At 28.3% G+C, this 25,113-nt stretch carries 23 protein-coding genes, 1 tRNA gene and 1 pseudogene; all 25 read right to left on the bottom strand.

Going from position 1 to position 25,113, the window contains the following annotated elements:
* Positions 1-3: 3 nt before the first annotated feature.
* Positions 4-774, bottom strand: coding sequence for a polysaccharide biosynthesis/export family protein (locus J3359_RS17310; protein WP_208078371.1), 771 nt, complete (start codon positions 772-774; stop codon positions 4-6).
* A gap of 48 nt (positions 775-822) precedes the next feature.
* Positions 823-2,718 carry a polysaccharide biosynthesis protein gene (locus J3359_RS17305; protein WP_208078369.1) on the bottom strand — a complete coding sequence of 632 codons (1,896 nt, stop codon included), beginning with the start codon at positions 2,716-2,718 and terminating at the stop codon, positions 823-825.
* Positions 2,719-2,749: 31 nt separating this feature from the next.
* Complete coding sequence (locus J3359_RS17300; RefSeq protein ID WP_208078367.1) at positions 2,750-3,847, bottom strand: DegT/DnrJ/EryC1/StrS family aminotransferase; 1,098 nt, start codon at positions 3,845-3,847, stop codon at positions 2,750-2,752.
* The gene (locus J3359_RS17295; RefSeq protein WP_208078365.1) at positions 3,840-4,808 is read right to left on the bottom strand and encodes an MraY family glycosyltransferase; all 969 of its coding nucleotides are present in this window, start codon (positions 4,806-4,808) and stop codon (positions 3,840-3,842) included. Before J3359_RS17295 ends, J3359_RS17300 begins: the two co-directional genes overlap by 8 nt.
* 3 nt (positions 4,809-4,811) lie before the next feature.
* Positions 4,812-5,726, bottom strand: coding sequence for an NAD-dependent epimerase/dehydratase family protein (locus J3359_RS17290; RefSeq protein ID WP_208078364.1), 915 nt, complete (start codon positions 5,724-5,726; stop codon positions 4,812-4,814).
* Positions 5,701-6,891 (bottom strand): glycosyltransferase family 4 protein, encoded by a 1,191-nt coding sequence (locus J3359_RS17285; RefSeq protein WP_208078362.1) that lies wholly within the window; start codon positions 6,889-6,891, stop codon positions 5,701-5,703. The genes J3359_RS17290 and J3359_RS17285 overlap by 26 nt, the downstream gene beginning before the upstream one ends.
* 115 nt (positions 6,892-7,006) lie before the next feature.
* Positions 7,007-7,417: a glycosyltransferase family protein gene (locus J3359_RS17280; protein ID WP_208078361.1), complete on the bottom strand. Its 411-nt coding sequence runs from the start codon at positions 7,415-7,417 to the stop codon at positions 7,007-7,009.
* Positions 7,418-7,566: 149 nt separating this feature from the next.
* On the bottom strand, positions 7,567-8,382 hold the full coding sequence (locus J3359_RS17275) for a glycosyltransferase family 2 protein (RefSeq protein WP_208078360.1): 816 nt from the start codon (positions 8,380-8,382) through the stop codon (positions 7,567-7,569).
* 43 nt (positions 8,383-8,425) lie between these two features.
* Positions 8,426-9,553, bottom strand: a complete 1,128-nt coding sequence (locus tag J3359_RS17270; protein ID WP_208078359.1) for a hypothetical protein — start codon at positions 9,551-9,553, stop codon at positions 8,426-8,428.
* Entirely contained in the window at positions 9,516-10,391 is an 876-nt protein-coding gene (locus J3359_RS17265; RefSeq protein ID WP_208078358.1) for a hypothetical protein, read from the bottom strand. The genes J3359_RS17270 and J3359_RS17265 overlap by 38 nt, the downstream gene beginning before the upstream one ends.
* Positions 10,392-10,762: 371 nt before the next feature.
* Positions 10,763-10,915: a hypothetical protein gene (locus J3359_RS17260; RefSeq protein ID WP_208078357.1), complete on the bottom strand. Its 153-nt coding sequence runs from the start codon at positions 10,913-10,915 to the stop codon at positions 10,763-10,765.
* A gap of 279 nt (positions 10,916-11,194) precedes the next feature.
* A complete protein-coding gene (locus tag J3359_RS17255) occupies positions 11,195-12,496 on the bottom strand; it encodes an MOP flippase family protein (RefSeq protein WP_208078356.1) in 1,302 nt (433 codons plus the stop codon).
* On the bottom strand, positions 12,487-13,650 hold the full coding sequence (locus J3359_RS17250) for a TDP-N-acetylfucosamine:lipid II N-acetylfucosaminyltransferase family protein (protein ID WP_208078354.1): 1,164 nt from the start codon (positions 13,648-13,650) through the stop codon (positions 12,487-12,489). Before J3359_RS17250 ends, J3359_RS17255 begins: the two co-directional genes overlap by 10 nt.
* Positions 13,650-14,783: a dTDP-4-amino-4,6-dideoxygalactose transaminase gene (gene rffA, locus J3359_RS17245; protein ID WP_208078352.1), complete on the bottom strand. Its 1,134-nt coding sequence runs from the start codon at positions 14,781-14,783 to the stop codon at positions 13,650-13,652. The genes J3359_RS17250 and rffA overlap by 1 nt, the downstream gene beginning before the upstream one ends.
* Positions 14,780-15,484, bottom strand: coding sequence for a GNAT family N-acetyltransferase (locus J3359_RS17240; RefSeq protein WP_208078351.1), 705 nt, complete (start codon positions 15,482-15,484; stop codon positions 14,780-14,782). The genes rffA and J3359_RS17240 overlap by 4 nt, the downstream gene beginning before the upstream one ends.
* A gap of 15 nt (positions 15,485-15,499) precedes the next feature.
* Positions 15,500-16,372: a glucose-1-phosphate thymidylyltransferase RfbA gene (gene rfbA / locus J3359_RS17235; RefSeq protein WP_208078349.1), complete on the bottom strand. Its 873-nt coding sequence runs from the start codon at positions 16,370-16,372 to the stop codon at positions 15,500-15,502.
* A gap of 9 nt (positions 16,373-16,381) precedes the next feature.
* On the bottom strand, positions 16,382-17,431 hold the full coding sequence (rfbB, locus tag J3359_RS17230) for a dTDP-glucose 4,6-dehydratase (RefSeq protein WP_208078348.1): 1,050 nt from the start codon (positions 17,429-17,431) through the stop codon (positions 16,382-16,384).
* 5 nt (positions 17,432-17,436) lie between these two features.
* Positions 17,437-18,648 carry a UDP-N-acetyl-D-mannosamine dehydrogenase gene (gene wecC / locus J3359_RS17225; protein WP_208078347.1) on the bottom strand — a complete coding sequence of 404 codons (1,212 nt, stop codon included), beginning with the start codon at positions 18,646-18,648 and terminating at the stop codon, positions 17,437-17,439.
* A 3-nt stretch (positions 18,649-18,651) separates the two neighbouring features.
* On the bottom strand, positions 18,652-19,770 hold the full coding sequence (wecB, locus tag J3359_RS17220) for a non-hydrolyzing UDP-N-acetylglucosamine 2-epimerase (RefSeq protein ID WP_208078346.1): 1,119 nt from the start codon (positions 19,768-19,770) through the stop codon (positions 18,652-18,654).
* Between the two features lie 26 nt (positions 19,771-19,796).
* Positions 19,797-20,230: pseudogene (locus tag J3359_RS17215) on the bottom strand (adenylyltransferase/cytidyltransferase family protein).
* Between the two features lie 29 nt (positions 20,231-20,259).
* Positions 20,260-21,198 carry a Gfo/Idh/MocA family protein gene (locus J3359_RS17210; RefSeq protein ID WP_208078345.1) on the bottom strand — a complete coding sequence of 313 codons (939 nt, stop codon included), beginning with the start codon at positions 21,196-21,198 and terminating at the stop codon, positions 20,260-20,262.
* Between the two features lies 1 nt (position 21,199).
* Entirely contained in the window at positions 21,200-22,483 is a 1,284-nt protein-coding gene (locus J3359_RS17205; RefSeq protein ID WP_208078344.1) for a nucleotide sugar dehydrogenase, read from the bottom strand.
* A gap of 2 nt (positions 22,484-22,485) precedes the next feature.
* The gene (locus J3359_RS17200; RefSeq protein WP_208078343.1) at positions 22,486-23,466 is read right to left on the bottom strand and encodes an SDR family oxidoreductase; all 981 of its coding nucleotides are present in this window, start codon (positions 23,464-23,466) and stop codon (positions 22,486-22,488) included.
* Between the two features lie 123 nt (positions 23,467-23,589).
* A complete protein-coding gene (locus J3359_RS17195; RefSeq protein WP_208078342.1) occupies positions 23,590-24,915 on the bottom strand; it encodes a UDP-glucose dehydrogenase family protein in 1,326 nt (441 codons plus the stop codon).
* An 85-nt stretch (positions 24,916-25,000) separates the two neighbouring features.
* Positions 25,001-25,075 (bottom strand) — tRNA-Val (locus tag J3359_RS17190).
* Between the last annotated feature and the right edge of the window lie 38 nt (positions 25,076-25,113).

Here is a 25,113-nt window from a genome sequence, read left to right as displayed (position 1 = left end):
GGTCTATCTCGTTAAAACAGCGATTAAAGAAATTAAAACAGAACCTATTGAAATGAAAAGTCCTGTGTTTTGATTGTAAGAAGCCGATTGGATTGCAGCATTATTATGTTCTACATACACAATATCGTTTTGTTGTAAATAGAAAACAGGAGAGGTATTTAGTTTATTGGACCTTAAATCTACTCTATATTGTATTTTCTTATTATCAATCTCTCTTTGAATCATTACATTATCCCTTCTTCCAGATATATTTAAATCTCCAGCTAATGCTATCGCATCGATTATACTTACACGCTCATTTGGAATATTATAAGTACCTGGTTTTTTTACATCTCCCATAACCGAAATTTTAAAGTTAGAAATACGGATGTTTATATTAGGGTCTTTTACATAATCTGGATCTAATTTAGATTTTAACAAATGTATTGTTTCCTCTCTTGTTAACCCTCCTATTTTTAATTTTCCTAAAATAGGAAAGTCAATTTCTCCTTTACTATCAATTAAATAAGACTGCTGTCTTGGCTGCCCAACCACAGCATCTGTTGTTGTGTTAAATGTTACTGCTGGCAAATTAAAAGGTTTTACTGCTTTTAAATCTTCAGAAGAAATGGTAATTTGCAGTAAATCATCTGGTTTAAAGATGGTTTTGTAGTTGTTACTTACTTTCGCTTGGTCTATTTCATCATATTGAAAATAAGCAATTTTTTTATTTGAAACACAAGAGGTTAAACTTACTAAAACCGCAAGAAATAATATAGATTTCTTTAAAGACATATTTATTACAATAATTTATCGCAAAAATAGCATTTTTTAATTGAAATCTTAATTATTAATATCTAATTTTTCATAGATAGAATTTTTAGAAACATACTCTGGTACAATTTCTTTTATGGCTTCTACAATTGCATAATTATTTAATTGAAAATTCCCAACACATAATTTTTCAATTTGAGCTTTTACACTTGCGTGTTCCATATCTGGAGAATTTGCAATCATTATTTTTTCATGGTAAGTCTTTTTAGTATTTTCTCCATTTGCTAACAATTCTTCATATAATTTTTCACCAGGTCTTAGGCCTGTTATCTTTATATCTATATCTTCTGGATAATTTAATCCTGAAAGAGAAATCATTCTTTTTGCCATCTCAAAAATCTTTACAGATTTCCCCATGTCAAAAATATAAATTTCTCCACCTATTCCCATGGTTCCTGCTTCCAACACTAATCGACAAGCTTCAGGAATTGTCATAAAATACCTGGTAATATCTTGATGTGTTACCGTAAGAGGCCCTCCATTTTCAATTTGTTTCTTAAACAAAGGAATTACAGATCCATTGGAACCTAAAACATTTCCAAATCTTGTTATTGTAAACTTTGTGAATTTAGATTCTTTACTTAAACAACTAATATATTTTTCGGCAACACGTTTTGATGCCCCCATTACATTAGTAGGGTTTACAGCTTTATCTGTTGAAACCATAACAAATCTTTCCACTTTATATTTTAGTGACAAGTCTGCAATATTCTTTGTTCCACAAACATTAATTTTTATAGCCTCGTAAGGACTGTGCTCCATTAATGGCACATGCTTATATGCTGCTGCATGAAACACTTTTTCTGGTTGAAATTTTTTAAAAATTTCTTCCATTCTAATTATATCTCGAACATCGGCTACAATTGCGATAAAATCGTTTATGCCTTTTTGTATTAACTCTTGTTGTAAGTCATATAAAGGGGATTCTGCTTGGTCTACTAATATCAAGTTTTTCAACTGATATGAGGCTAATTGCCTTGATATCTCACTTCCTATAGACCCTGCTGCACCAGTAACGATAACTACCTTATTATTAACCTCTCTTTTAACAATAGGGTTGTCTATAGAAATTTGATCTCTCCCTAATAAATCATCAATATTAATTTGTTTGATTTGATTAGCCTGTAAATCTCCTCCAATCCACTTGAATAATGGTGGCACAATTTTAACTTCTACTCCTAAGGCAAGTAATTTATCTGTAATTTCTAAAAGTCTATTAGGTTTTATATTTTGAATAGAAATAATAACCTCATCAATATCATGATAATCTATAAATTCTTCGTCGATTTTAGCAGGGTCATAAATTTTAATTCGGTCTATTTTTTTTCCTATTTTATTTGAATTATCATCAATAAACCCCAAAACATCGTAGTTATTCTCTCTTTCTCGATTAATTGCTCCATAAGTAACTAAACCAGAGTCACCTGCTCCATATATTAGAACGTTTGTTATGGATTTTAATTCAGTAGAAATAACTTCATAAAAAGCTTTAAATATATACCTGCTTATTATCAATAAAAAAACAGATACTAAATAATGAATTAATACGATAGATTTTGGAATTGTAAAACCTGTATAAATAGAAAAGAATTGGTTTATAACTACCAAAAAAACTATAAATACTGAAAAAATAGTGACTCCAAAGAAAACATTGAAAGCATCTTTTGTTCCTGTGTGTCTGATAATACCTTTGTAAGACCCTACAAAAAGAAAACAGATTAAAGCAACTATAGCCACAACAGGCAATTGTGCTTGAAGGTTTGAAGTGTTAAAATTAAAACTTATATTAAAGCGAATTGCATAAGCTACGATAAACGCAAAACAAATTAATAAAATATCAATACATAATACAATCCATTTGGATGCATACTTATTTAATGCTTTTAAAAAAAAATTTCTAATCATCTTGTTAGCAATAGTAAAGAATAATGCGAAGTTACAATAATTTCTTTATAGAAATAGAAATTCTTTTAAGTTGATTTTTAGTAAGATTTGAACCTGAAGGTAAACAAAGACCTTGTTTAAATAAATTTTCTGAAATAGATCCTCCAAAATAGAGAGCTTCTTTAAAAATTGGTTGCAAATGCATTGGTTTCCATAAAAGTCTTGATTCTATATTGTCTTCTAATAACTGTAAGCGTATATCTTCAGATGCAAAACCAGCTTCTTTTTCATTAACAATAATACAACTCAACCAATGATTTGAAAACAAAATTTTATTTGACTCTTCAAAAACATATATTCCATCAATATCTTTAAAAATACTCTTGTAAAATTGATTAACACTTCTTCTAAAGGAAAGGTATTCGTTTAAAAAACTCATTTGACCTCTACCAATACCAGCTAAAACACTACTCATTCTATAATTATACCCAATTTGTGAATGTTGATAGTGAGGAGCTTGATCTCTTGCTTGAGTTGAGAAAAAAAAAGCCTTTTCTTTTTGCTTAACATCCTTACAAATTAATGCTCCACCACCAAATGTTGTTAAAAGCTTATTGTTATTAAAAGATATAATTCCAAAATCTCCAAAAGTTCCACATTTTTGTCCTTTATATGTTGAACCTAAGGCTTCTGCTGCGTCTTCAATTAGAATGATATTGTATTTTTTTGCAATTAGAGAAATTTCTTCAATTTTAGCAGGCATACCATACAAATGAACAAAAATTATAGCTTTTGGTTTTTTTCCATTTTTTATTCTGTGTTTTATGGCTTTTTCTAAATAAAAAGGACACATATTCCAAGTATCTATTTCACTATCTATAAATATGGGATTCGCTCCTTGGTAAATAATTGGATTGGCAGACGCCGAAAAAGTAAAGCTTTGGCAAACTACATCATCTCCCTTGCTAACTCCTGCTAAAAGTAAAGATAAGTGTATTGCAGATGTTCCTGAATTAACGGCCAACACCGATTTTTCTTCACCAAAATACTTTTCCAATAATTTTTCGAATTCTAAGATATTATTATCTTCTAATAAATTTAAGTTTTTTAAGGGAACATTAGATTTAGATAAAAATATTCTATTATCCATTAGATATTTTTTTTCGTTTTAATTTTATAAACAAATAAATATATAAAAGTATAAATGCTAAAATTAAAGATATAAAAATAATAAATTGAGTTTGTAGCTCTAAGCGATACGTTTTAAAAATAAGAACATTAATTACTATTTGAATCATTGCATATACTGCAGAAACTTGTAGATGAGACATACATTTATTGTCTACTAATTTTTGATAAATGTGATGCCTATGAGGCTCTAAAACACTTTCTTTAGTGAAAAATTTTCTGTAGATTAAAGTATTCCCTGAATCTGCACCATATACTATAACTAATAAAAGAATTAATGGAGAAGACAAATAAAAGGTAAAATACATTCCTAAAAAAAAGATTAACATACCAATGGCTATGCTACCTATATCTCCAGCAAAAAAAAGTGCTTTTTTTCTAAAGTTATAAAAACCAAAAATTAAAAGAGCTATTAAAGAATATATAATTAGATTCGAGTTTATTAGACCTTCATTACAATTTATTAAATAGAAACCTAGTAAAACTGAAATGCTGTATAAGCCAGTAATACCATTAATACCATCCATAAAATTAAACATATTTACAATACCTACCCCAAATATTAAGTAAAAAACAAAAACATAAAAAGGCTCAAAAGGCACTCCTACTTGGTACAAAATAAGAAAAATTGCTATCATTTGAAATGGAAATCGGATCTTAGAACTTAGAGTATAAATATCGTCAAGAAAACTAATAATTGAAATAGCAATTACACCGGTAAAAAAATAAGGGTATTGAAAATTGTTAAATAAGAAAAATAAAATTATAGCTATAGGAAAAAGAATTCCTCCTCCCCTAACTGTTATTTTCTTATGAGAACTTCTTTTGTTGGGTTTGTCTATAATCTTATATTTAACTGCTAACCTTAAATACAAGTAAGAAAGAGCACATAGAATAATTAAAACGAGTAAATAGGTTTTCATAATTTAAAATGAAGAAATGGTTTTTTTAATTCCTTCTTCCGACGATAAAGGTAGTTCTTTTTGAATTGCTTTTTTTATTTTTAAATTAGACACTTCGTAATTTTCAGTAAGTTTTTGAAGCCTCTCTGAATTTAAAGGCAATGGTAAAACATCTCCAACTTTAGCTAAAAGACGAATTAATGATTTTGGTAAATTTAGAATTTTTGAAGGTTTATTTAAAACATCTCCCATTATTTTAACCAAATCTACAGTAGATAAAGAAGTATCGTCTGCAATATTATAAATACCCGATTTTACTTCTCTATTGTCTAAAATTTCGTTGATAATAAAACATAAATTTTCTACAGAAACAAAAGATCTTTTATTTTTATATTTTCCAAATGGATATGGTATTCCTTTGGAAACAAAACTATACAAAAGATTTAAATTCCCCTTATTATTAGGTCCATGAATCATGCAGGGTCTTAAAATATAAACTCTTTTGTTATTTGGAATCTCTTTTGATAAGATATATTTCTCTGCCGCTAATTTAGACTTTCCGTAAACAGTTATTGGGTTTGGTAATACGTTTTCATCTAAAACTCCATCAACAACATCTGCCACTGCTTTTACTGAACTCATGTATATAAAAACTTCACAGCTACTTTTTAAAAATTTATCAAAGATTTTTTTTGTTAATTCTGTATTCACTTCAAAATATTCGGCATCTTCGGATGTTTTTTTTAAATCATGTGCTTTACCCGCTAAGTGGACAATCCCTTTTACATTATTTAAAATATCTAAATCTAAAGCCTTGTAATGCACCTCACTTTTCAAGGGAGATCTAGACACTCCTATAATTTGCTTACTATTTTGAAGTAAAAATGTCGTTAAATTTCCACCAACAAAACCTTTATTCCCTGTTATTAGTATTTTCATAAGCGCTAATTATAGATTCTGACATTAAAATATTAATTTTTTCTCTTGAGTAATTATCTACAAAGGCATTTCTTAATTCTTTTTTATATTTATACTTTTTTAAAGAAACTATAAACTCTTTAACATTTCCTGGTTCAAATAAAATCACATTCGATAAATTTTCTTCAAGAAACTCAGAGGCATAACCACCCACCCCTGCAATTATAGGCTTATCAAAAGCACCATATTCGAATAATTTAGACGGTAAAACTCTTTCAAAAGCTTTATATTTATTTAAGTGAAGAAACAAAAAATCTGTTTTTTGATACTCTTCTATCAATAACTTTCTGTTAATAGGTTTTTTTATTTCTATATTCTTTACTCCCTTTTCTTTTATTGCCAACATTAACTTTTGCTTAGCCCCTCCATCTCCATAAACAACAAATTTATATTTTTCTGGAAAAGCTTTTGCTACTTTTGGTAAAATAATATGCAAACCTTGTCCTTCTCCAATATTACCTGCATATACAATTGTTTTAAGTTTTTTATCTTCAATAGCCGTTTCTATATTCTTATTTAAGAAAACAGTATCGATTCCATTTGTGAAAAATGAAAAGGTACACTGCTTGTATTTAACAAAATAACTTTCAAAACCTTTTGAAACTAAATTTATGTGATTTGCCTTTTTAAAAGTATAATTTTCAATAGGCTTTAGAAAAAAATCTAATCCGATTTTAACTACAGGGTTTTTAAAAATCTCAACAATACTTTCTCTAAAAATATCTCGAATATCCAAATATAATTTTGCCTTATTTTTTCGAGCTAATTTTGCACCAAGAAATGCTGTAAATAATCTAGAGGAAGAAGCATAAACGAAGTCATATTTTTTATCTTTTGCTATTTTTTTAGCTTCATTATAAAAAACTCTAAAAGACTTTATTTGTCCAAATAAACCACTTTTATGGTCTGGAATAAGAACTCTATTTATTGTAATATTATCCCCTCTTTTTTCCATCTTATCTGCGGAAACCTTGTAAGAATCGTATCTATTTGGATAAGTTGTAATTACATCGATACTATCTGTACTTTTAAGTCTTGGAGCTAAAGCTTTAAATAAAGATGTATTCCTAAAAGAGCCAGCACATAAATCCGGTTCGAAATAATAAGTTAGAAATAGTATTTTCATAGCACTAATAATGTTTTTTTTTAAACTTTTTCTTATTTTTTTATTAAACAAATCATGGTTATATTATATTTAAACTAACCGTGACCAATTATTAATTTTTTATAGAATATTGAATCTATATAATATGTTTCTTTAAAATATTTACTAATTCATTAAATTGCAAATCCCAGTTTATTATTTTTTTTATATTAGGGTTGTCTAATTTTTCTTTTGTTTTAAATAAACCCGCGTAAATACTTGAAAATACAAAAGAAAAATAAGCCCAAAGTCTTCCAATAAAATTTACATTATAACTCTCGGAAACGTGGCATCTTAAAACGTTTACATTTTTATAGAATTGCTTTTCTTTAAATATAAACTTTCCTTTATATCTTTTAGCTTTTTTCCCGGTTGCATAATGGACCATTCCTGAAAGTACTGTGATATCATGACCTTCGTTAGCCCATATCTTAGTCATCTCATTAAATCTTGAACCTCCTCCATCTCCTTTTTCTAAAAAATACTGGTGAATAAGTAGTATTCTCATTTAATTTTGAATTCTTATTGTAGTATTAAACACATTTTCTTCAGAGGCAAATGTAAGCCTTATTGACTTCTCTTTAAAATCATAATACCTAGAAAACCATTTTTCTTCAATTAACGGGGTTATAATTTTCCCGTTTTTATCTAATTAAATTATTTTCCTTTTAACCGTAATTTAATTCTAAAAAAAAGCACCTTGGATATTGATAAAATTCTAGAGATGTAGAAACTGAAACTGTATTTAGTTATTGAAGAAAAATAAATTTTAGAAAATAAACCTATTTTAACAATGTAATTTTTTAAATCCGCAGATAAAGGTACAGTCTTCCTAATTGTAGAGTCCTTTCTTAATACTCTGTAATAAATACAGTTTTCAGGTGAAAAATCAATTAACTTTATTTTATTTGATAATTTGAAAAGAAACACAGCGTCTTCTGCAATTGGTAGTTTAACATTAAACCTATCTTTACCAATTACAGATTTATCGATTAGCTTGCCACACACACTTGACAAAAACTTCCTGTAAGTAAATAAATTATAAGAATTTCCTTTAATCCTATTATAAGCGTTTGAAATGTAATCATTATTAATTTGCCCATTTAAATCAGTCTTAAAATTACTTTGTACAATTGAAATTTTATTATTTTTTTTCTTTAATAAACTTTGCAAATAATTATTAGAAACATAGTCATCATCATCTATAAAGGTTATATAGTTACCTTTAGCTTTTTCGATTCCAAAGTTTCTTGCACTTGAAACTCCTTTTATTGAATTATAATACAATCTGAAATTTTTTTTATTTTCTATTTTTTTAAGTATTTGTGTAAAATAAGGTAACTTTTCTCCATTCAATACAAGTATAACTTCAAACAAATTGGGTTCTATGGTCTGATTAAATAAAGATGTTAAACATTTATCTAAATACTCTTTTGGCTCGTAAGTAGGTATTATAACGCTAATTTCAATCATTAAGTCTAAATATTTTTTATACTTTTATTTAAAAAGAAAATTATCATAATAAATTTTCATAATATTTAATAAATTTTGTCTTTTCCGAAGTAATTAAACTTTCTAAGACGTTTTCTGAAATTGAAATTTTAAATAATTTTTCTAAATTATCTTTACTTTTTATTTCTTCTATAAACCTACCACAATTCATTTCTTTCACCATTTTATTAAGCACAGGGTTATCTTCATTTACAATAATTGGTACATTATTTTTTAAGGAAATATAGAAACGATTTGGAGCACACAATTTATTATTAATATAAGTTGGCAAATACATAATTATACTTGCATCTACTTTTTCCCAAACATAGTTTAAATCTTTATAATCAACATATCCTCCATAAATAAACAAGTTTACATCTAAATTATACTCAAAAATAAAATCTGAAAAAACTTTTTCATTTACACCAATTATTAATATTTTAAAATTACTAAGTCTTTTTTTTGCAAAAGCAGCTAATTTTTCTCTTCCACGCTCCACTTCAAGTGACCCCTGATGCATAATTATTTTTTTTTCTTTACTTGCTATTTCAATCTCAGATATTAACCGAGTAGTTGCATCTGAAATTCCAGTAGAGCTGTCTTGAGAGTTCTCGTAATAAGGTAAATTTAAAAAATAATTAATTTTTTCTTTACTTATACCATATATTTTTGAGACAACAGAGGCTCTTTCACTATTTGCTTCAATTATAAGAGTCGATTGCTTCATCAATTTAACCTCTAAAAAACTAAAAATCTGGTATTGAAAATTTTCATTCTCATTTGGTATTTCATGGTCATCATAAATTAACTTTAACTGACTTCCTTTAAAATACTTATATATAAGAATTGGCAAAACCACAGCACTGTCCTGAACATGAATTTGTTTTGGTTTTATTTTTATTAATTTAACAAGTGTTTTAATCGTAAACTCTAAAACAGTTAAAAATCTTAATAATGAATTGTTTCTAAAAAGAGTACTTATGGGGTAAATTTTTACGTTAGTTCCTAAACTTATAGTTGTCGGACTATCCTCTAAAAGTAAAAAATCTATAACTATTTCAGGGAACCTTTCTTTTAATATTTTTATTTGATTTAAAATTCTACCATCGTTATTAAGATTTGTTTTTGCTATAAATAAGATATTTTTCATTTTTATACTTTAGTTTTTCATTTGTTATAATTAAAATAATTATTAAAAAGAACACTGTGTTTTGTCTTAGTAATGAATCTATATTTAATGACGATATTAAATATAGCACAAAAATAGTTTTGTAAAAATTATTACGTGAAACCTTATAAAGTTGCTTAAAAATGAGAACTATAAGAAATAAAGGTATAATACCATAACGTAATAAAAAAGTTATAACTGAAGTATCTGTAACGCTCATTTCTCTATCTTCACCTGTAGACCATTTTCTTAACCAAACGAAAATGGGTTTTTTCATTGGTAAGCCTATCCAAAAATACCCAGAGTTTAACCTGTCTAGTACTCCTTCATAAATTACTCGCCTGTTACCATCTATTGTTGAAGATTTTAATGTCTTTTCACCAAGTACTATTGAAGTAATTCTTTTATCTACACTATTCTTTATAATCTTATTGTTATTATAAATCAATATAATAAGTAAAATAAAACTAGCGCTTAATAAGAAGGTTTTAATTAATTTTCTAACTGAAAATGTTTTTTTAACTAAGTATAAAATTTCTATAATTAGAATTGCTAAAAAAGTTCTGTTAAAAGAAAGCATCAATGATATAATACTTAAAACAGATACGAATTTTACCAATTTACCGCTACTGTACCATTTCTGCTTTTTTGATAATAATAAATAAATGCCAATTAATCCAAAAGAGGCATTCGAGTTAATTATTCTTCCGTTGTTTTTAGATAAAAAATTTTGTCCATTTTCTATGTCATAATAAATAGGTAAAGGGAAATAAATAGAAATTATTGATAAAACGACAGAAATACCTATAGCAACTAACAAGACTTTCCAAATTATTTTAATATCACCCCTTATACCCTGAAACAAAAGTATTAACGAGGAAAATAATGGCAACCCTATTCGTATAGCCTTGAAAGATTCAATAATTGTTTGATTATATATTAAACCCTTAACAATTACTTCTGTAAAAACTATAATAATAATAACTAAAAAAATATTTCTTTTTAGTTTAAAATTAGTTACTAAAAATTTATTTTTTGAAGAACAAAATAAATTGATAATTGGTAACAAGAAGAACGATATTTCATTAATACTTAATAATACTCCGTCAATTGAAATATAATAACTACTATTGCTTGGTAAGAAGAAACCAAGGAAAAGAAATATATAAAAAAGAATATTTGGTAATTTCATTAAATATAAATTTTAAATGAACCATTCAATATAAATTTAATTTCTTGTAAACGAACTGTTAATAATTTTACAACTTTATCAAAATGTATTCTATTATTTATTTTTCCTGTTTTTTTTGTCTCGATACTAAAACCATAGTCTAAATCTTTCATTTGTGTTTTTTTTATACCAATTTTTAGGGACCATAAACATAAAACTAATATTAATGTTACGATACTTAAAATAGACGTTATAAAATGTAAAAAAACAATAAAATTACCAAAGAAATTAGACCTTATGTTAACAAAAAAAAATAGAAAACTCAATACAAAAAAAACATTAAATATTAACGCAGGTGCTACTGGTTTATTAAAATCCCTTTTTTTTCTTCTTTGATTGAAAGTCATTAGATATCTATTCTTTTTCTTGCAATTGGAACTATTATCTTAAAATTAATTAAACTTATTTTTAAGTAATCCTAAAAAATTAAAATTCATCTTAAAACAAGCTTTAAAATATTCTAAAAAACTTGCTCTAGTTAACTTAAATACAAGTAACCTCCAAGCTGGTAAATATAAAATTATCATTGAAAGTGTAACACCAATTGTTACCCCAACAATACTAAATCGGGAACCTAAATAGATAAAAAGCGGAGTAATTAATAAAACTATTACATTCCAAACAAACTCCAAATCTGTTCTACCTGTCGCTACAACTAAACTACCTATTGGGTTACCAAGAGACCTAAATATCATATAAACAGATAAAATTCGAACAATAATTACTATATTTTCAAAACCAGTACCATATAAAACTTGAACAATGAACGATGCAAATATAATGACTCCAAAATAAATAGGAATATTAATTGATGCTACAATGTTTATTAATCTTAAATACGCTTTTTTTAATTCATTAATATCTTTTTGGAATAATGCCAGCGTAGGAGTAGCAACTTTTACCAAAATAGGGTTAATTAACTGTGCTGGTCTAAAAACTAATTGTTTTGCTAAACTATAGCCTCCCAATGCATCAGCTGAGAATAGCTTTCCTATTAATAAAATATCTAAATCTCTATTAAAATAATTTATAATTTGTCCTCCGACTTGATAAATACCAATCTTAATAAAACTTTGTATTTCTATAAATTTAAAATGGAATATAAGTCCTTGTTGTTTTATACCTATAATAAAAAAAGATATATTTGTAAATAGAGATTGGAATATAAGTGAATATACTAATGAGAAAACTCCATAACCTTTAATCGCTAGAAATATTGCAATTATTAACGAAAAACAAGCTCCTACAATTTCTATTATGCCTATTAAATTGAAGAGCATTTTTTTTTGCTGTATTGTTTTAAATTGCCTTCCTAAACCTGATAATAACAAATTTATTCCTATAAGAGGAATTAGCGTATTCAAAAGTGGTTGTTCATAAAATGAAGCTACATAGGGAGTAAGCAAATAAAGCAATCCAAATAAAAGCAAACTAACACACCAATTAATCCAATATAAACTAGCATACTGCTTTTTTGTAATATCCTGTTTATGTAAAATTGCAGAACTTAACCCCATGTCATTAAATAGTTCCATAAAACTCATTACAAAGGTAACTAACGCCATTAAACCAAAATCTGCTTTATCCAAGAAACGTGCTAAAACAGAAATTTTAAGAATGGCTACAATAGCTAAAACAATAGAACTGGCAGTAGTCCATTTAACCCCTTTTGTAACTTGTTTTTTTAACGACATATAACACTATTAATCGCTATTTTTAAATCATTTAAAAGTACTTCTTTATTAATTTCTTCTTTTAAACACGCTCTGTTATGTTCTTGCTGGGCTACTGTTAAACTGTTTAAAGCTTCTTTATTTTCTGGAATAAAATCTTTTGAAATTTCATATATATTTACTCCTATTCTTTTAAGGTAATGATATAATGTATTTCTTTTATCTAAATATACTTTAGAGCCCATCCACAACATTGCAAGTACATTTCCTACAGCTTGTTGCCTATAATGGTTCATAATTACGATGCTACAATTTTGAACATATGCATTGTATTTATGTAATGGCATAAAATTTACTAATGGCTTAAACTTATCTTTTAGTATTTGCTTCCCTTTTTTTTCTATTTCATTTTTATAATTTTTATCTCCATAGCTTAAAGGTGTAATAATTTTACGTCCATCAAGATTCATTTTTTTTAACATATCAAAAGCCTCTAAATGATTATTAGTGGTACTTGCTGAATTACCTAACAGAATATTTATACCTGAAATTTTTGAATTTATATCACCAATCATTTTTTCAATTGGATAATAAGAAAATTTAATATATTCTATTTTAGTGTTAAGCTTCTCTTTTACTAATTGAAATTCTTCTTTGTATAAAATACCACAATAATTTGCTCTTTTCATGGCTTTTGTTATTTCATAAAAAGGGCTTCCTGTTTTATTTCTTATACGGTAGTAAACCCCTCTAAAATAATCTTTATATTTCCCCTTCAATCTATCCAAGATATTTTTAGACAAAAATTTAGCGTATGTTTTTTCTCCAATATTTTTTTTTGTGTTTAGCAGATGAGAATTATTATGTACTTCTTTGCCGAATAATATCCATAGTACTTTTTGATTTCTAGGTAAATTATTTAAAACGATACTACTATAATAATCTAAACCATGGAAACATACTAAAGTTGCCTTATCTAATGATTTTCCTAAAATTTTTAAGTTTCTTATATTTAAAGAAACTAAATTCATACCGTCCTCAATATTTACATGCTTTAGTTTTTTATCAACATCTTGTACAAGTATATAAAATATATTTTCTTTTTCTCCAATATTGTTAAATTGCCAATAAGCACTATTTATAAACTTTTCGTCAGACGCAATGTGTATTATCATTATATAGTAGTAATAATATCTATTATTTTTTTTATATCCTCTTCTTTTAATTCATAAAATAAAGGCAACCTAACCAAACAATTTGAATAGTGATTTGATTTAGGCAAAGCTCTACCATCGTGTTTAGAATGATAAAAAGGGCTTTCGTGTAAACTTAAATAATGAAATACTGCAGATATGCCGTGCTCTTTTAATTTCTTTATTAAAATTGTTCTTTGTTCAATGCTCTTACAAACAAGGTAAAACATGTGCGCATTATTTGTAGAATAATCTGGCCTATAAGGCAATATTACATCATTTTTTTTTGCCCATTTCTCTAACCCAAAATAATAATTGTTCCAAATACCTATTCTTTTAGTTTGTATCTTCTCTAAGTTTTCTAGCTGTGCCCACAAAAAAGCGGCAATAATTTCTGAAGGTAAAAAAGAGGAACCTATATCTACCCAACCATATTTATCTACCTCACCTTTAAAGAATGCAGATCGATTAGTACCCTTTTCCCATATTATTTCAGCACGATTTGAAAATTTTAAATCATTTACAACCAACATTCCTCCCTCTCCAGATATAATATTTTTAGTTTCGTGAAAAGAAAAAGCACTTAAATGGCCAATACTACCTAATACTTTTTTTGAGCCATCACTAAACGTATAGTAACTGTCTATAGCTTGTGCTGCATCTTCAATAACCAATAAATTATATTTAGTTGCTAAGTTCATTATTTTTTCCATATTACACGCAACACCTGCGTAATGAACTGGAACAATCACTTTTGTTTTTTCAGTTATTAAAGATTCTATACTAGCCTCATCAATCCCTGGATGATCTTTTCTACTATCAGCAAAAACAATTTTTGCGCCCCTTAAAACAAAAGCATTAGAGGTAGATACAAAAGTGTATGATGGCATAATAACTTCATCTCCCGGCTGTATATTTGCTAAAATAGCGGCCATTTCTAAAGCATCCGTACAAGAAGTGGTTAATAAACATTTTCCGAAATTGTATTTTTCTTCAAAATAATGTTGACATAATTTTGTGTATTTCCCATTACCAGATAATTTACCTGTTAAAACGGCATCCTCAATATATTCTGTCTCTTTTCCAGTTAAGTATGGTTTGTTGAATGGTATCATAAGTTCCAATAATGGTATATATAAGTTGTTTCCTTTTCTAAAAAACCTGCTCTTGAATATAGTTTCATAGCTGGTATATTATCTTTTTGAGTTACTACTTCAATTTTTTTATATCCTAATAAAATTGATTCTTGGATAGCTCTTTCAATTAGTGTTTGAGCAACTCCTTTACCTCTTTCATTTTTATCCACAGCTATTAGCCCGATTTCTGAAACATCTTCATTTATTTTCCCTAATGTAATAAAACCAATAAGATTACCCAAAACATTCTTAGCTACAAAAACTTCAAAAGCTAGCTTACCGTTAATTGAATTTAAAACCCACTCCCTGTAAAGCCTCTCAAAGTTACTATTGGTTATTTTTTTATCTAAATTAAATCGTGAATATATCCCACTTTCAATTGACAGATTAATTAAACTATCCAAATTATCTGTTCGTGAATCAAAGCTTTTTATAGTTATATCATGTTTTTTTAGAAAAGGTTGTTTATATTTTGCTAATTCTTGATAAAAAGTTACTTTTCTGTCTAATAGTTCAAAATTTTCAAGATTTTGTTTTTTCTCCGAATATATATATATTAATTTATATTTAATACTTCTACGCTTAAAAATTTCGAAATCAAAACTACTCTCTTTAAGTATTACAGTTTTACCTATTTGATAACCAAAAAAATTCGAGTCCCAATCTAATTTTTTTATCATACTTATATATCTTTACTATTTCTTTAAAATATTTTTTATATAATCATAATAATCCCCTTTTAACTCCTTTACTCTATTGTATATCGATTTTTCAGAAATCATCTTCATTTTTATAGCAATTTCTTCTAAACAAGCAATCTTAAGTCCCGTTCTTTTCTCAACTGCTTTTACAAACTCTGTTGCCTCCGTTAAAGACTCATGTGTTCCGGTATCTAACCAAGCAAAACCTCTACTTAACACCTTTATTTTTAATTTTTTTTCATCTAAATAAGAATCATTTACACTTGTAATTTCTAACTCTCCTCTATTAGAAGGTTTTACTTTTTTTGCTATTTCAACAACTGAGTTTGGATAAAAATACAAGCCTACAATGGCGTAGTTTGATTTTGGTTTTATTGGCTTTTCTTCAACACTTATTACATTTCCTTCTCCATCTATCTCTGCAATACCATATCGCTCTGGATCTTTTACAACATTTCCGAAAACAATAGCTTTTTTTTCATTTTTCACTGTATTTACAGCTTCTGCTAATAAACTTTGAAAACCTGATCCATAAAATATATTATCTCCTAAAATTAAACAAACATCATCATTTGCTATAAACTCCTCTCCAATAATAAATGCTTGTGCTAACCCGTCTGGTGATGGTTGTTCCGCATAAGATAATTGCAAACCAATTTGAGAGCCATCTCCTAAAAGAGTCTTAAAATTTGGTAAATCGTGTGGGGTTGAAATAATTAAAATTTCTTTAATTCCCGCTAACATTAGCACCGATAATGGATAATAAATCATCGGTTTATCATAAATTGGTAGTAACTGCTTAGAAACTGCAATTGTTAATGGATGTAATCTTGTACCAGACCCTCCAGCAAGTATAATTCCTTTCATAGCTTATATTTATAAATAGGTTTCTTTGTAGTATTTTTGATATTTACCAGAAGTAACATTATTTAACCATACTTCATTCTCTAAATACCAATCAATAGTTTTAGAAAGCCCTTCTTCAAAAGTTACTGATGGTTTCCACCCTAGTTCATTATTTATTTTTGTTGCATCTATTGCATATCTTAAATCATGACCAGGTCTGTCTTTTATATATGTAATTAACTTTTCGCTTTCTCTTTTATCTCTTCCTAATTTTATATCCATTTGTTGACACAACACTTTAATTAAATCAATGTTTTGCCATTCATTAAAACCTCCAATGTTATATGTTTCTCCTTCTTCTCCTTTATGAAAAACTAAATCTATAGCGATAGCGTGATCTATAACATATAACCAATCTCGAGTATATTTTCCGTCTCCATAAACTGGTAACTTTTTGTTATTAATAATATTATTTATAAATAAAGGAATTAGTTTTTCTGGAAATTGATTTGCACCATAATTATTTGAACAGTTACTAATAACATATGGCATATTATAAGTTTCTCCATATGCTCTAACAAAATGATCTGAACTTGCCTTACTTGCAGAATAAGGAGAGTTTGGGTCATAAGATGTTTTTTCGGTGAAGAGTCCTTTTTCTCCTAATGTTCCATAAACCTCATCTGTACTTACATGATAAAATAATTTATTATTAAAATTATCTTTCCAAGTATTTTTAAAGGCATTTAAAAGCACCATTGTACCCAAAATATTTGTTTTTGCAAATGCCAATGGATCTGTAATCGACCTATCTACATGAGATTCTGCGGCTAAATGAATTACATTGTCAAATTTATATTTATTAAAAATACGATCTATAAAAGCTTCATCGGTTATATCTCCTTTGATAAAAATATAGTTCTCTTTTGACTCGACATCTGTTAAGTTTTCTAAATTTCCAGCATATGTTAACAGATCTAAATTGTAAATCTTATATTCTGGGTATTTATTTACAAAAAGCCTAATTACATGAGATCCTATAAACCCTGCCCCTCCAGTTATTAATATTTTCTTACTCATGGTTTTTACTTATTAACTCCACAAAAATCTAAAATAACCTTATTGTTTATGTTTTTCAGGTTCTTAAACTCATCATGAGCTACTAATAAAACTACAATATCTGCTTCCCTTACTGCTTTAGAATAAGCTGTCAACTTAAAAACATTATGCTCTTTAATATTCGGTTCTACAATAAAATATTCACCATTACTGTCATTTTGCAAAACTTTATTAACAATATATTTAGCTGGAGACTCTCTTAAATCATCAATATTTGGTTTAAAAGCTAATCCCATTAAGGCAACTTTTGGTTTTCTTCTGTGTTCTAGCTCAAACTTTAATTTTTCATTTTGTATTTTTTCTGCACACCAAAACGATTTGTAATTATTTACCTCTCTGGCAGTTCCAATAATTTTAGACTCCATCGGGTAATCAGAAACTATAAAGTAAGGATCAACAGCAATACAATGCCCTCCAACACCACAACCAGGCTGTAAAATATTTACTCTTGGATGTTTATTTGCCAAGTTAATTAATTCCCAAACATTAATAGCTGCTTTATCACAAATTAAAGAAAGCTCATTTGCGAAGGCTATTTGCACATCTCTTGAAGAGTTTTCTGTTAGTTTACACATTTCAGCAGTTCTTGCATTTGTAGCGTGTAACTCTCCTTTAACAAATTGTTTGTAAAAGCTTAAAGCTTTTTGGGTAGATTTCTCGTCAATACCACCAATTACTCTATCATTATGCACCAACTCATGCATTACATTTCCTGGTAATACTCTTTCAGGACAATATGCAATGTTCAGTTTTCCTTTTAATTCTGGTCTTTCTCCATAAATTAAATTCATCATTTTTTCTGTTGTACCGATAGGTGAAGTTGACTCTATAATATATAAATCATCATCTTTTAAAAAAGGTATAATATTTTTAGTTGCAGACTCAACATAAGATATATCTGGCTCATGATTTCCTTTAAAAGGTGTTGGAACAACTATTAAATATGTTTCTGCTTCAACAGGTTTCACGTCTGCTTTTAAAAAACCTTTTCTAACTGATTCTTCAACAGCAATATCTAAACTTGGTTCAACTATATGAATTTTCCCTTTATTAATAGTATCAACTACTTTTTGATTGACATCTACTCCATGAACTTGAATTCCATTTTGCGCTATTAATGCAGAGGTTGGCAACCCAATATATCCTAAACCTACTGTAACAACTTTTACTTTACCCATTTATTATAATTTTGAAATAAACTCAATAATTCTTTTACATGCCTTTCCATCTCCGTACGGATTATGCAAAGAACTCATAGAATTATATGTGTCTGAATTATCTAACAACTCTTGTGTTTCTTTAATAATTTTATCTGTATTTGTTCCGACCAAAATTACAGTCCCTGCCTCTACAGCTTCTGGTCTTTCAGTAGTATCCCTCATAACTAAAACAGGTTTCCCTAAACTTGGTGCTTCTTCCTGAACACCTCCACTATCCGTAACAATTAAGTAAGATTGATTCATTAACCATACAAATGACGGATAAGAAAGAGGCTTTACTAAATGTATATTTTTAATATCTCCTAAAAGTTCATTTACAGGTTTTAAAACATTAGGGTTCAAGTGAACTGGATAAATAATTTCTACATCTAAATTTTTAATTGCAACCTCTTTTAAAGCTGCACAAATATTGATGAACCCTTGACCATGATTTTCTCTTCTATGCCCAGTAACTAAAATAATACGATTGTTAAAATTTACTTTTTCTTTAAGACTAACTACATCTTCATTCTTAAGGTTCTCTACCCTACTCGAACTCTCTAACAAAGCATCTATTACAGTATTCCCTGTAACTAAAATATCATCTTTAAGTATGTTTTCTTTAAGTAAATTTTCCTGTGATTTTATTGTAGGTGCAAAATGATATGTTGCAACTCTACCTGCAACTTGCCTATTCATTTCTTCTGGAAAAGGGGATAGCATATTATGTGTTCTTAGTCCTGCTTCCACATGACACACTTTGGATCCTGCATAAAACCCTGCAATACTGGCTGCCATTGTAGTTGTTGTATCTCCATGAACATATACAAAATCTGGCTGAAAAGACTCTAATATTGGTTTTAAGCCTGCTATTACTTCACCTGTTAAATTATATAAATTTTGATTTGGCTTCATTAAGCTTAAATCGTAATCTGGAATTATATCAAAAAAGTTTAATACTTGATCCAACATTTCTCGATGCTGACCAGTTACACAAACTTTCGTTTCAAATCTTTTGTCTTTTAAAAACTGATTGACAAGTGGCGCCATTTTGATCGCTTCTGGCCTTGTTCCAAAAATAATTAAATTTTTCTTTTTCATCTTTTATCAATAATTTTTACTTTTTTTTAACAACTAATTTTCACTTTTAAATTCTCTTTATCTTGAACTTCTCTTCTTAAACCACTACTCGAAAAACGATACTATCTTTTATTAAAATAAAACTCAATACCTTTTTCTTCATAATATTATCTTCCTGTAAATTGCTTTCTAGCATATTCATCTCCAATAATTCTTATATCGACTTTAAAAGATTTCAAAATACCCTCTAAATCTTGTTCTGTTAAATGAGTTATAATTTCATCAACATATTTACATCCTATTAATTAAATGTATCTTCCTACTATTTATTGGACTGGTTTATTTTTTCTGGACGATCAATAGTTGGATTCGTTTGTATACCACATATCAAATAATCACACTGTCCTTTTGCTTCTTCCAACATTTTTATGTGTCCTACATGCAACAAATCGAATGCGCTAAATGTAATTCCTATTTTCATCTTATTTTCATTTTGCAAATATAGTTTTTTTATCCTTTTAAGAAAGGATGAATTTCCTCATCTTTACATATTTGAGAATTCCTGATGTCGTGTACAATGCTAATAGAGGTTTTTACATCTTTTAATCCAAAACCATTTCCTTTAATAATTTCTTTATAACTTTCTGTATGTAATTCTGTAAAACCTTGACTAAACTCTAATTCTTCACCATCGATTGTTATAGACCTGTATGTTCTTTGTCCGTTTTTACGAATTTCTACTGGCACATCGTTTTCATCAATAGATAAAAACCAACGAACTCTAGCGTTTTCAAACTCTAAATATCCAGCCGCTTTGTGTTTTTCTCTTAGATGCACTTTATTTTCTTGCACCTCTCCAAAAACCCAAGACAACATATCATAAAAATGAACACCAATATTTGTAGCGATTCCACCAGATTTACTTTCATCTCCTTTCCAAGAAATATCGTACCATTTTCCTCTTGATGTAATATAGGTTAAATCGACATCGTATTTTTCACTTTTATTGTGAGAATCTACTTTGTTTTTTAATTTTATGATAGATTCATGTAATCGCAACTGAAGTATCGTATTAATATTTCCCGCTGATTCTTTTTCAATAGCTTCCAAAGCATCAATATTCCAAGGGTTTAATACGATTGGTTTTTCACAAATTGCATGCGCATCTCTTCTTAGTGCCATTCTAATATGAGAATCGTGTAAATAATTTGGTGTACAAATGCTAACGTAATCTAAATTGATATTTTTATTACGTTTTAATTTTTCTAAATGTCGATCAAAACGTTCAAATTCAACAAAAAAATCTGCATCTGGGAAATAACTATCCATAATACCAACAGAATCGAACTTATCTAAAGCAGCAATTAAATTATTGTTTGTATCTTTTATTGCTTTTAAATGTCTTGGAGCAATATAACCTGCAGCTCCTATTAGTGCAAAATTTTTCATTTTAAAGTGATTTGTCTATTTTTTCGATTTCTAAAAAGTTCTTAACATCATATACCACAGATTTCTCTTTTTTCAACTTGTTTAAATCAAGTTTTTTAAATTCACTGTGAGCAACGGTTAAGACTATTGCATCAAATTTTTTATTCGGAATTGTCTTTTGAGAATCTAAATTGTATTCTTTTTTCACCTCTGAAGGGTTTGCAGAAGGATCGTAAATAGTAACATTTGTTCCGAAATCAGTCAGCTCTTTTACAACATCTACAGCTTTTGTATTTCTAACATCTGGGCAGTTTTCTTTAAAAGTAATTCCTAAAACTAAAATGTCTGCATTTTTAACCTCTACATCTTGTTTAATCATCAACTTTGCAACTTCTGATGCTACGTATTTACCCATACCATCATTTACTCTTCTTCCTGCTAAAATAATTTCTGGATGATATCCATATTCTTGTGCTTTTTGCGCTAAATAATAAGGATCTACACCAATACAATGTCCACCAACCAAACCTGGTTTAAAAGGAAGGAAGTTCCATTTTGTACCTGCCGCTTTTAAAACATCTTGAGTATTTATATCCATTAAATTAAAAATCTTCGCCAATTCATTTACGAAAGCAATATTGATATCTCTCTGAGAATTTTCAATCACTTTTGCTGCTTCTGCTACTTTTATCGTAGGTGCTAGATGTGTTCCTGCAATAATTACAGATTTATATAAAACATCAATTTTTTTTCCGATTTCTGGAGTAGAGCCTGAGGTAACTTTCAATATTTTTTCTACGGTATGTTTTTTATCTCCTGGATTAATTCTTTCTGGAGAATACCCTGCAAAAAAATCTTTATTAAATTTTAATCCTGATTTTTCTTCTAAAACAGGTATACACTCCTCTTCAGTGGCACCTGGATATACTGTAGATTCGTAAATTACAATATCTTCTTCCTTTAAAACAGCGCCTACTGTTTCACTTGCTTTTATTAAGGGTGTTAAAACGGGTCTGTTATTTTTATCTACTGGTGTTGGAACTGTAACTATATAATAATTACAATCTCTTATATCGTCTAATTTTGTTGTGCAAAAAAGCCCTTTTCCCTTTGAATTACCATCGATTAAAACTGCCTTTAAAACACTCTCTTCAACTTCTAAAGTAGCATCTTTTCCTTGCATTAATTCAGAAACTCTTTCTTTATTAATATCAAAACCAACTACAGCATATTTTGTAGCAAATAATCTTGCTAAGGGAAGCCCAACATAACCTAAACCTATTATTGCTATTCTAATCTCGTTCATACTTACAAATTCTTACAATACCAAGTTATTGCTTCTTTTAACCCTTCTTTTAAAGAGAACTCAGGTTTATAGCCTAATAATGTTTTTGCCTTTTCTATACTAGCATGCGAATGTGGAATGTCTCCTTGTCTATTTGACCCGTATAATATTTCAACATTATTAATTTTTGGATTATATTCTGACAAAAATTCTATTAGATATCCCATTAAATTATTTAATGTATTTCTATCTCCATAAGCTACATTATAGACTGTATTAACAGCTTTTTTATCCGCAATTAAACTTAGTAAATTCGCCTGAATTACATTATCTATATACGTAAAATCTCTAGAGTAGTTTCCATCTCCATTGATTGTTGGAGATTCTAAATTTATTAATTGACTTACAAATTTTGGAATTACAGCTGCGTAAGCTCCCTCAGGATCTTGTTTTCTACCAAAAACGTTAAAATAACGCAATCCAATTGTTTCTAAATCGTATGTTTTTGAAAAGATATCTGCATATAACTCATTCACATATTTTGTAATCGCATATGGAGAAAGTGGTTTCCCTATTTTATCTTCTATTTTAGGAAGCGATTCAGAATCACCATAGGTTGAAGAACTTGCAGCATACACAAACCTTTTTACTTGATTATCTCTTGATGCTACCAACATATTCAAAAAACCAGAAACATTTACATCATTGGTAGTTATTGGATCTTTTATTGATCTTGGTACAGAACCAAGTGCAGCCTGATGTAAAACATAGTCTACATTTTTTGTTGCTTTTAAACAATCTTCTAAATTTCGAATATCCCCTTTAATTAAAGTGAAATTTAAATTATCTAAAAAAGGGATTATATTTTCTTTTTTTCCTGTTGAAAAATTATCTAAGCAAACAACCTCGTTATTCTTAAGTAGAAGTGACTCACAGAGATTAGAACCAATAAAACCAGCTCCACCTGTTACTACTATCTTTTTTCCTGACAGCTCAATATTCATCAACAATAATTATTTAAGACAACGAAAATACAAAAACTATCTCAATCATTAATAAATGATAAGAATTCATTTCTATTTCAGAAAATTTTATGTTTTCATTCTTAAAACAAGTAGAATTCTATGCTACTTTTTACCAATCTGATAATACTCAAATCCGTTTTCTTCTAAACTAAAAGCATTATATTGATTTCTACCATCAAAAATAACAGGAAATTTTAATTGCTTTTTTATCTCTTCAAAATCTGGGGAACGAAACTCTTTCCACTCTGTTAACAGAATTAAGGCACTTGAATCTTTTAAAACTTCGTATTTTGAAGTACAATAAAAGATATTTTCAATTCCTTTTAAATAAAAATCTCTAGCATTTTTTGTTGCTTTTGGGTCGTAAACTCTAACAACTGCTCCTCTTTTTACCAACTCTTTAATGGTGTATATAGATGGCGCCTCACGCATATCGTCTGTTCCTGGTTTATAGGATAACCCCCATAAACCAAAAGTTAAACCTGTTAAATTCTCGCCAAACTTTGCAATTATCTTTTTAGATATCAATAATTTCTGACTATTATTTACCTCTTCAACAGAACCTATTAATTTTGCTTCGTAACCATAATCTTCGGCTGTCTTCTTTAAGGCTTTTACATCTTTTGGAAAACAAGAACCACCATAACCAACTCCTGGATAAATAAAACTATAGCCTATTCTTTTGTCGGAACCAATGCCTAATCGTACCTTATTTGCATCTGCATCTACGTTTTCACAAATATTGGCAATTTCATTCATAAAAGAAATTTTTGTTGCTAACATTGCATTTGCTGCGTATTTTGTCATTTCTGCAGATCGAATATCCATCGTAATAAAACGATCGTGAGTTCTAAAGAAAGGAGAATACAATTGTTTCATTTTGGCAAAAACAGCTTCCGAACTTGCTCCAATAACAATACGATCTGGCTTCATAAAGTCGTTAATTGCATCGCCTTCTTTTAAAAATTCTGGGTTGGAAACAACATCGAAATCAATGGTTACATTTCTGCTTTTTAATTCTTTTTCTATGGCTGATTTTACTTTATCCGCAGTTCCAACAGGCACTGTAGATTTATTTACAACAATTAATCTATTTTGCATCGTTTGTCCAATTGAGCTCGCAACTTTTAAAACATATTGTAGATCGGCGGAACCATCTTCGTCCATCGGAGTTCCCACGGCTATAAAAACAATTTCTGCATTTTTTATAACTGATGATAAATCTGTAGTAAATGAAAGATTCTTATTTTCGGTATTTGTTTGAACCATTTGAGTTAAACCTGGCTCATATATAGTAATAATTCCATTTTTTAAGTTTGAAATTTTTTCTTTATCAATATCTACACAAGTAACTGTATTTCCCATTTCTGAAAAACAAGTTCCTGAAACCAAACCAACATAACCAGTTCCAATAACAACTATTTTCATTTTTTATATATTTACGAAGATACAAAAGCAATTATATACGTAAAACAAAAAACCTCAACATTAATGTTGAGGTTTTTTGTTTCTGTGGGCAATGAGGGATTCGAACCCCCGACCCCCTCGGTGTAAACGAGGTGCTCTGAACCAACTGAGCTAATTGCCCTTAGCGGGTGCAAATATAACATAGAATTTAATATCTCC

It is taken from the genome of Polaribacter cellanae (assembly GCF_017569185.1).
Lineage (GTDB): Bacteria > Bacteroidota > Bacteroidia > Flavobacteriales > Flavobacteriaceae > Polaribacter > Polaribacter cellanae.
The sequence above is the reverse complement of the archived record's forward strand: the minus strand, read 5'-3'. Positions and strand labels throughout refer to the sequence as shown.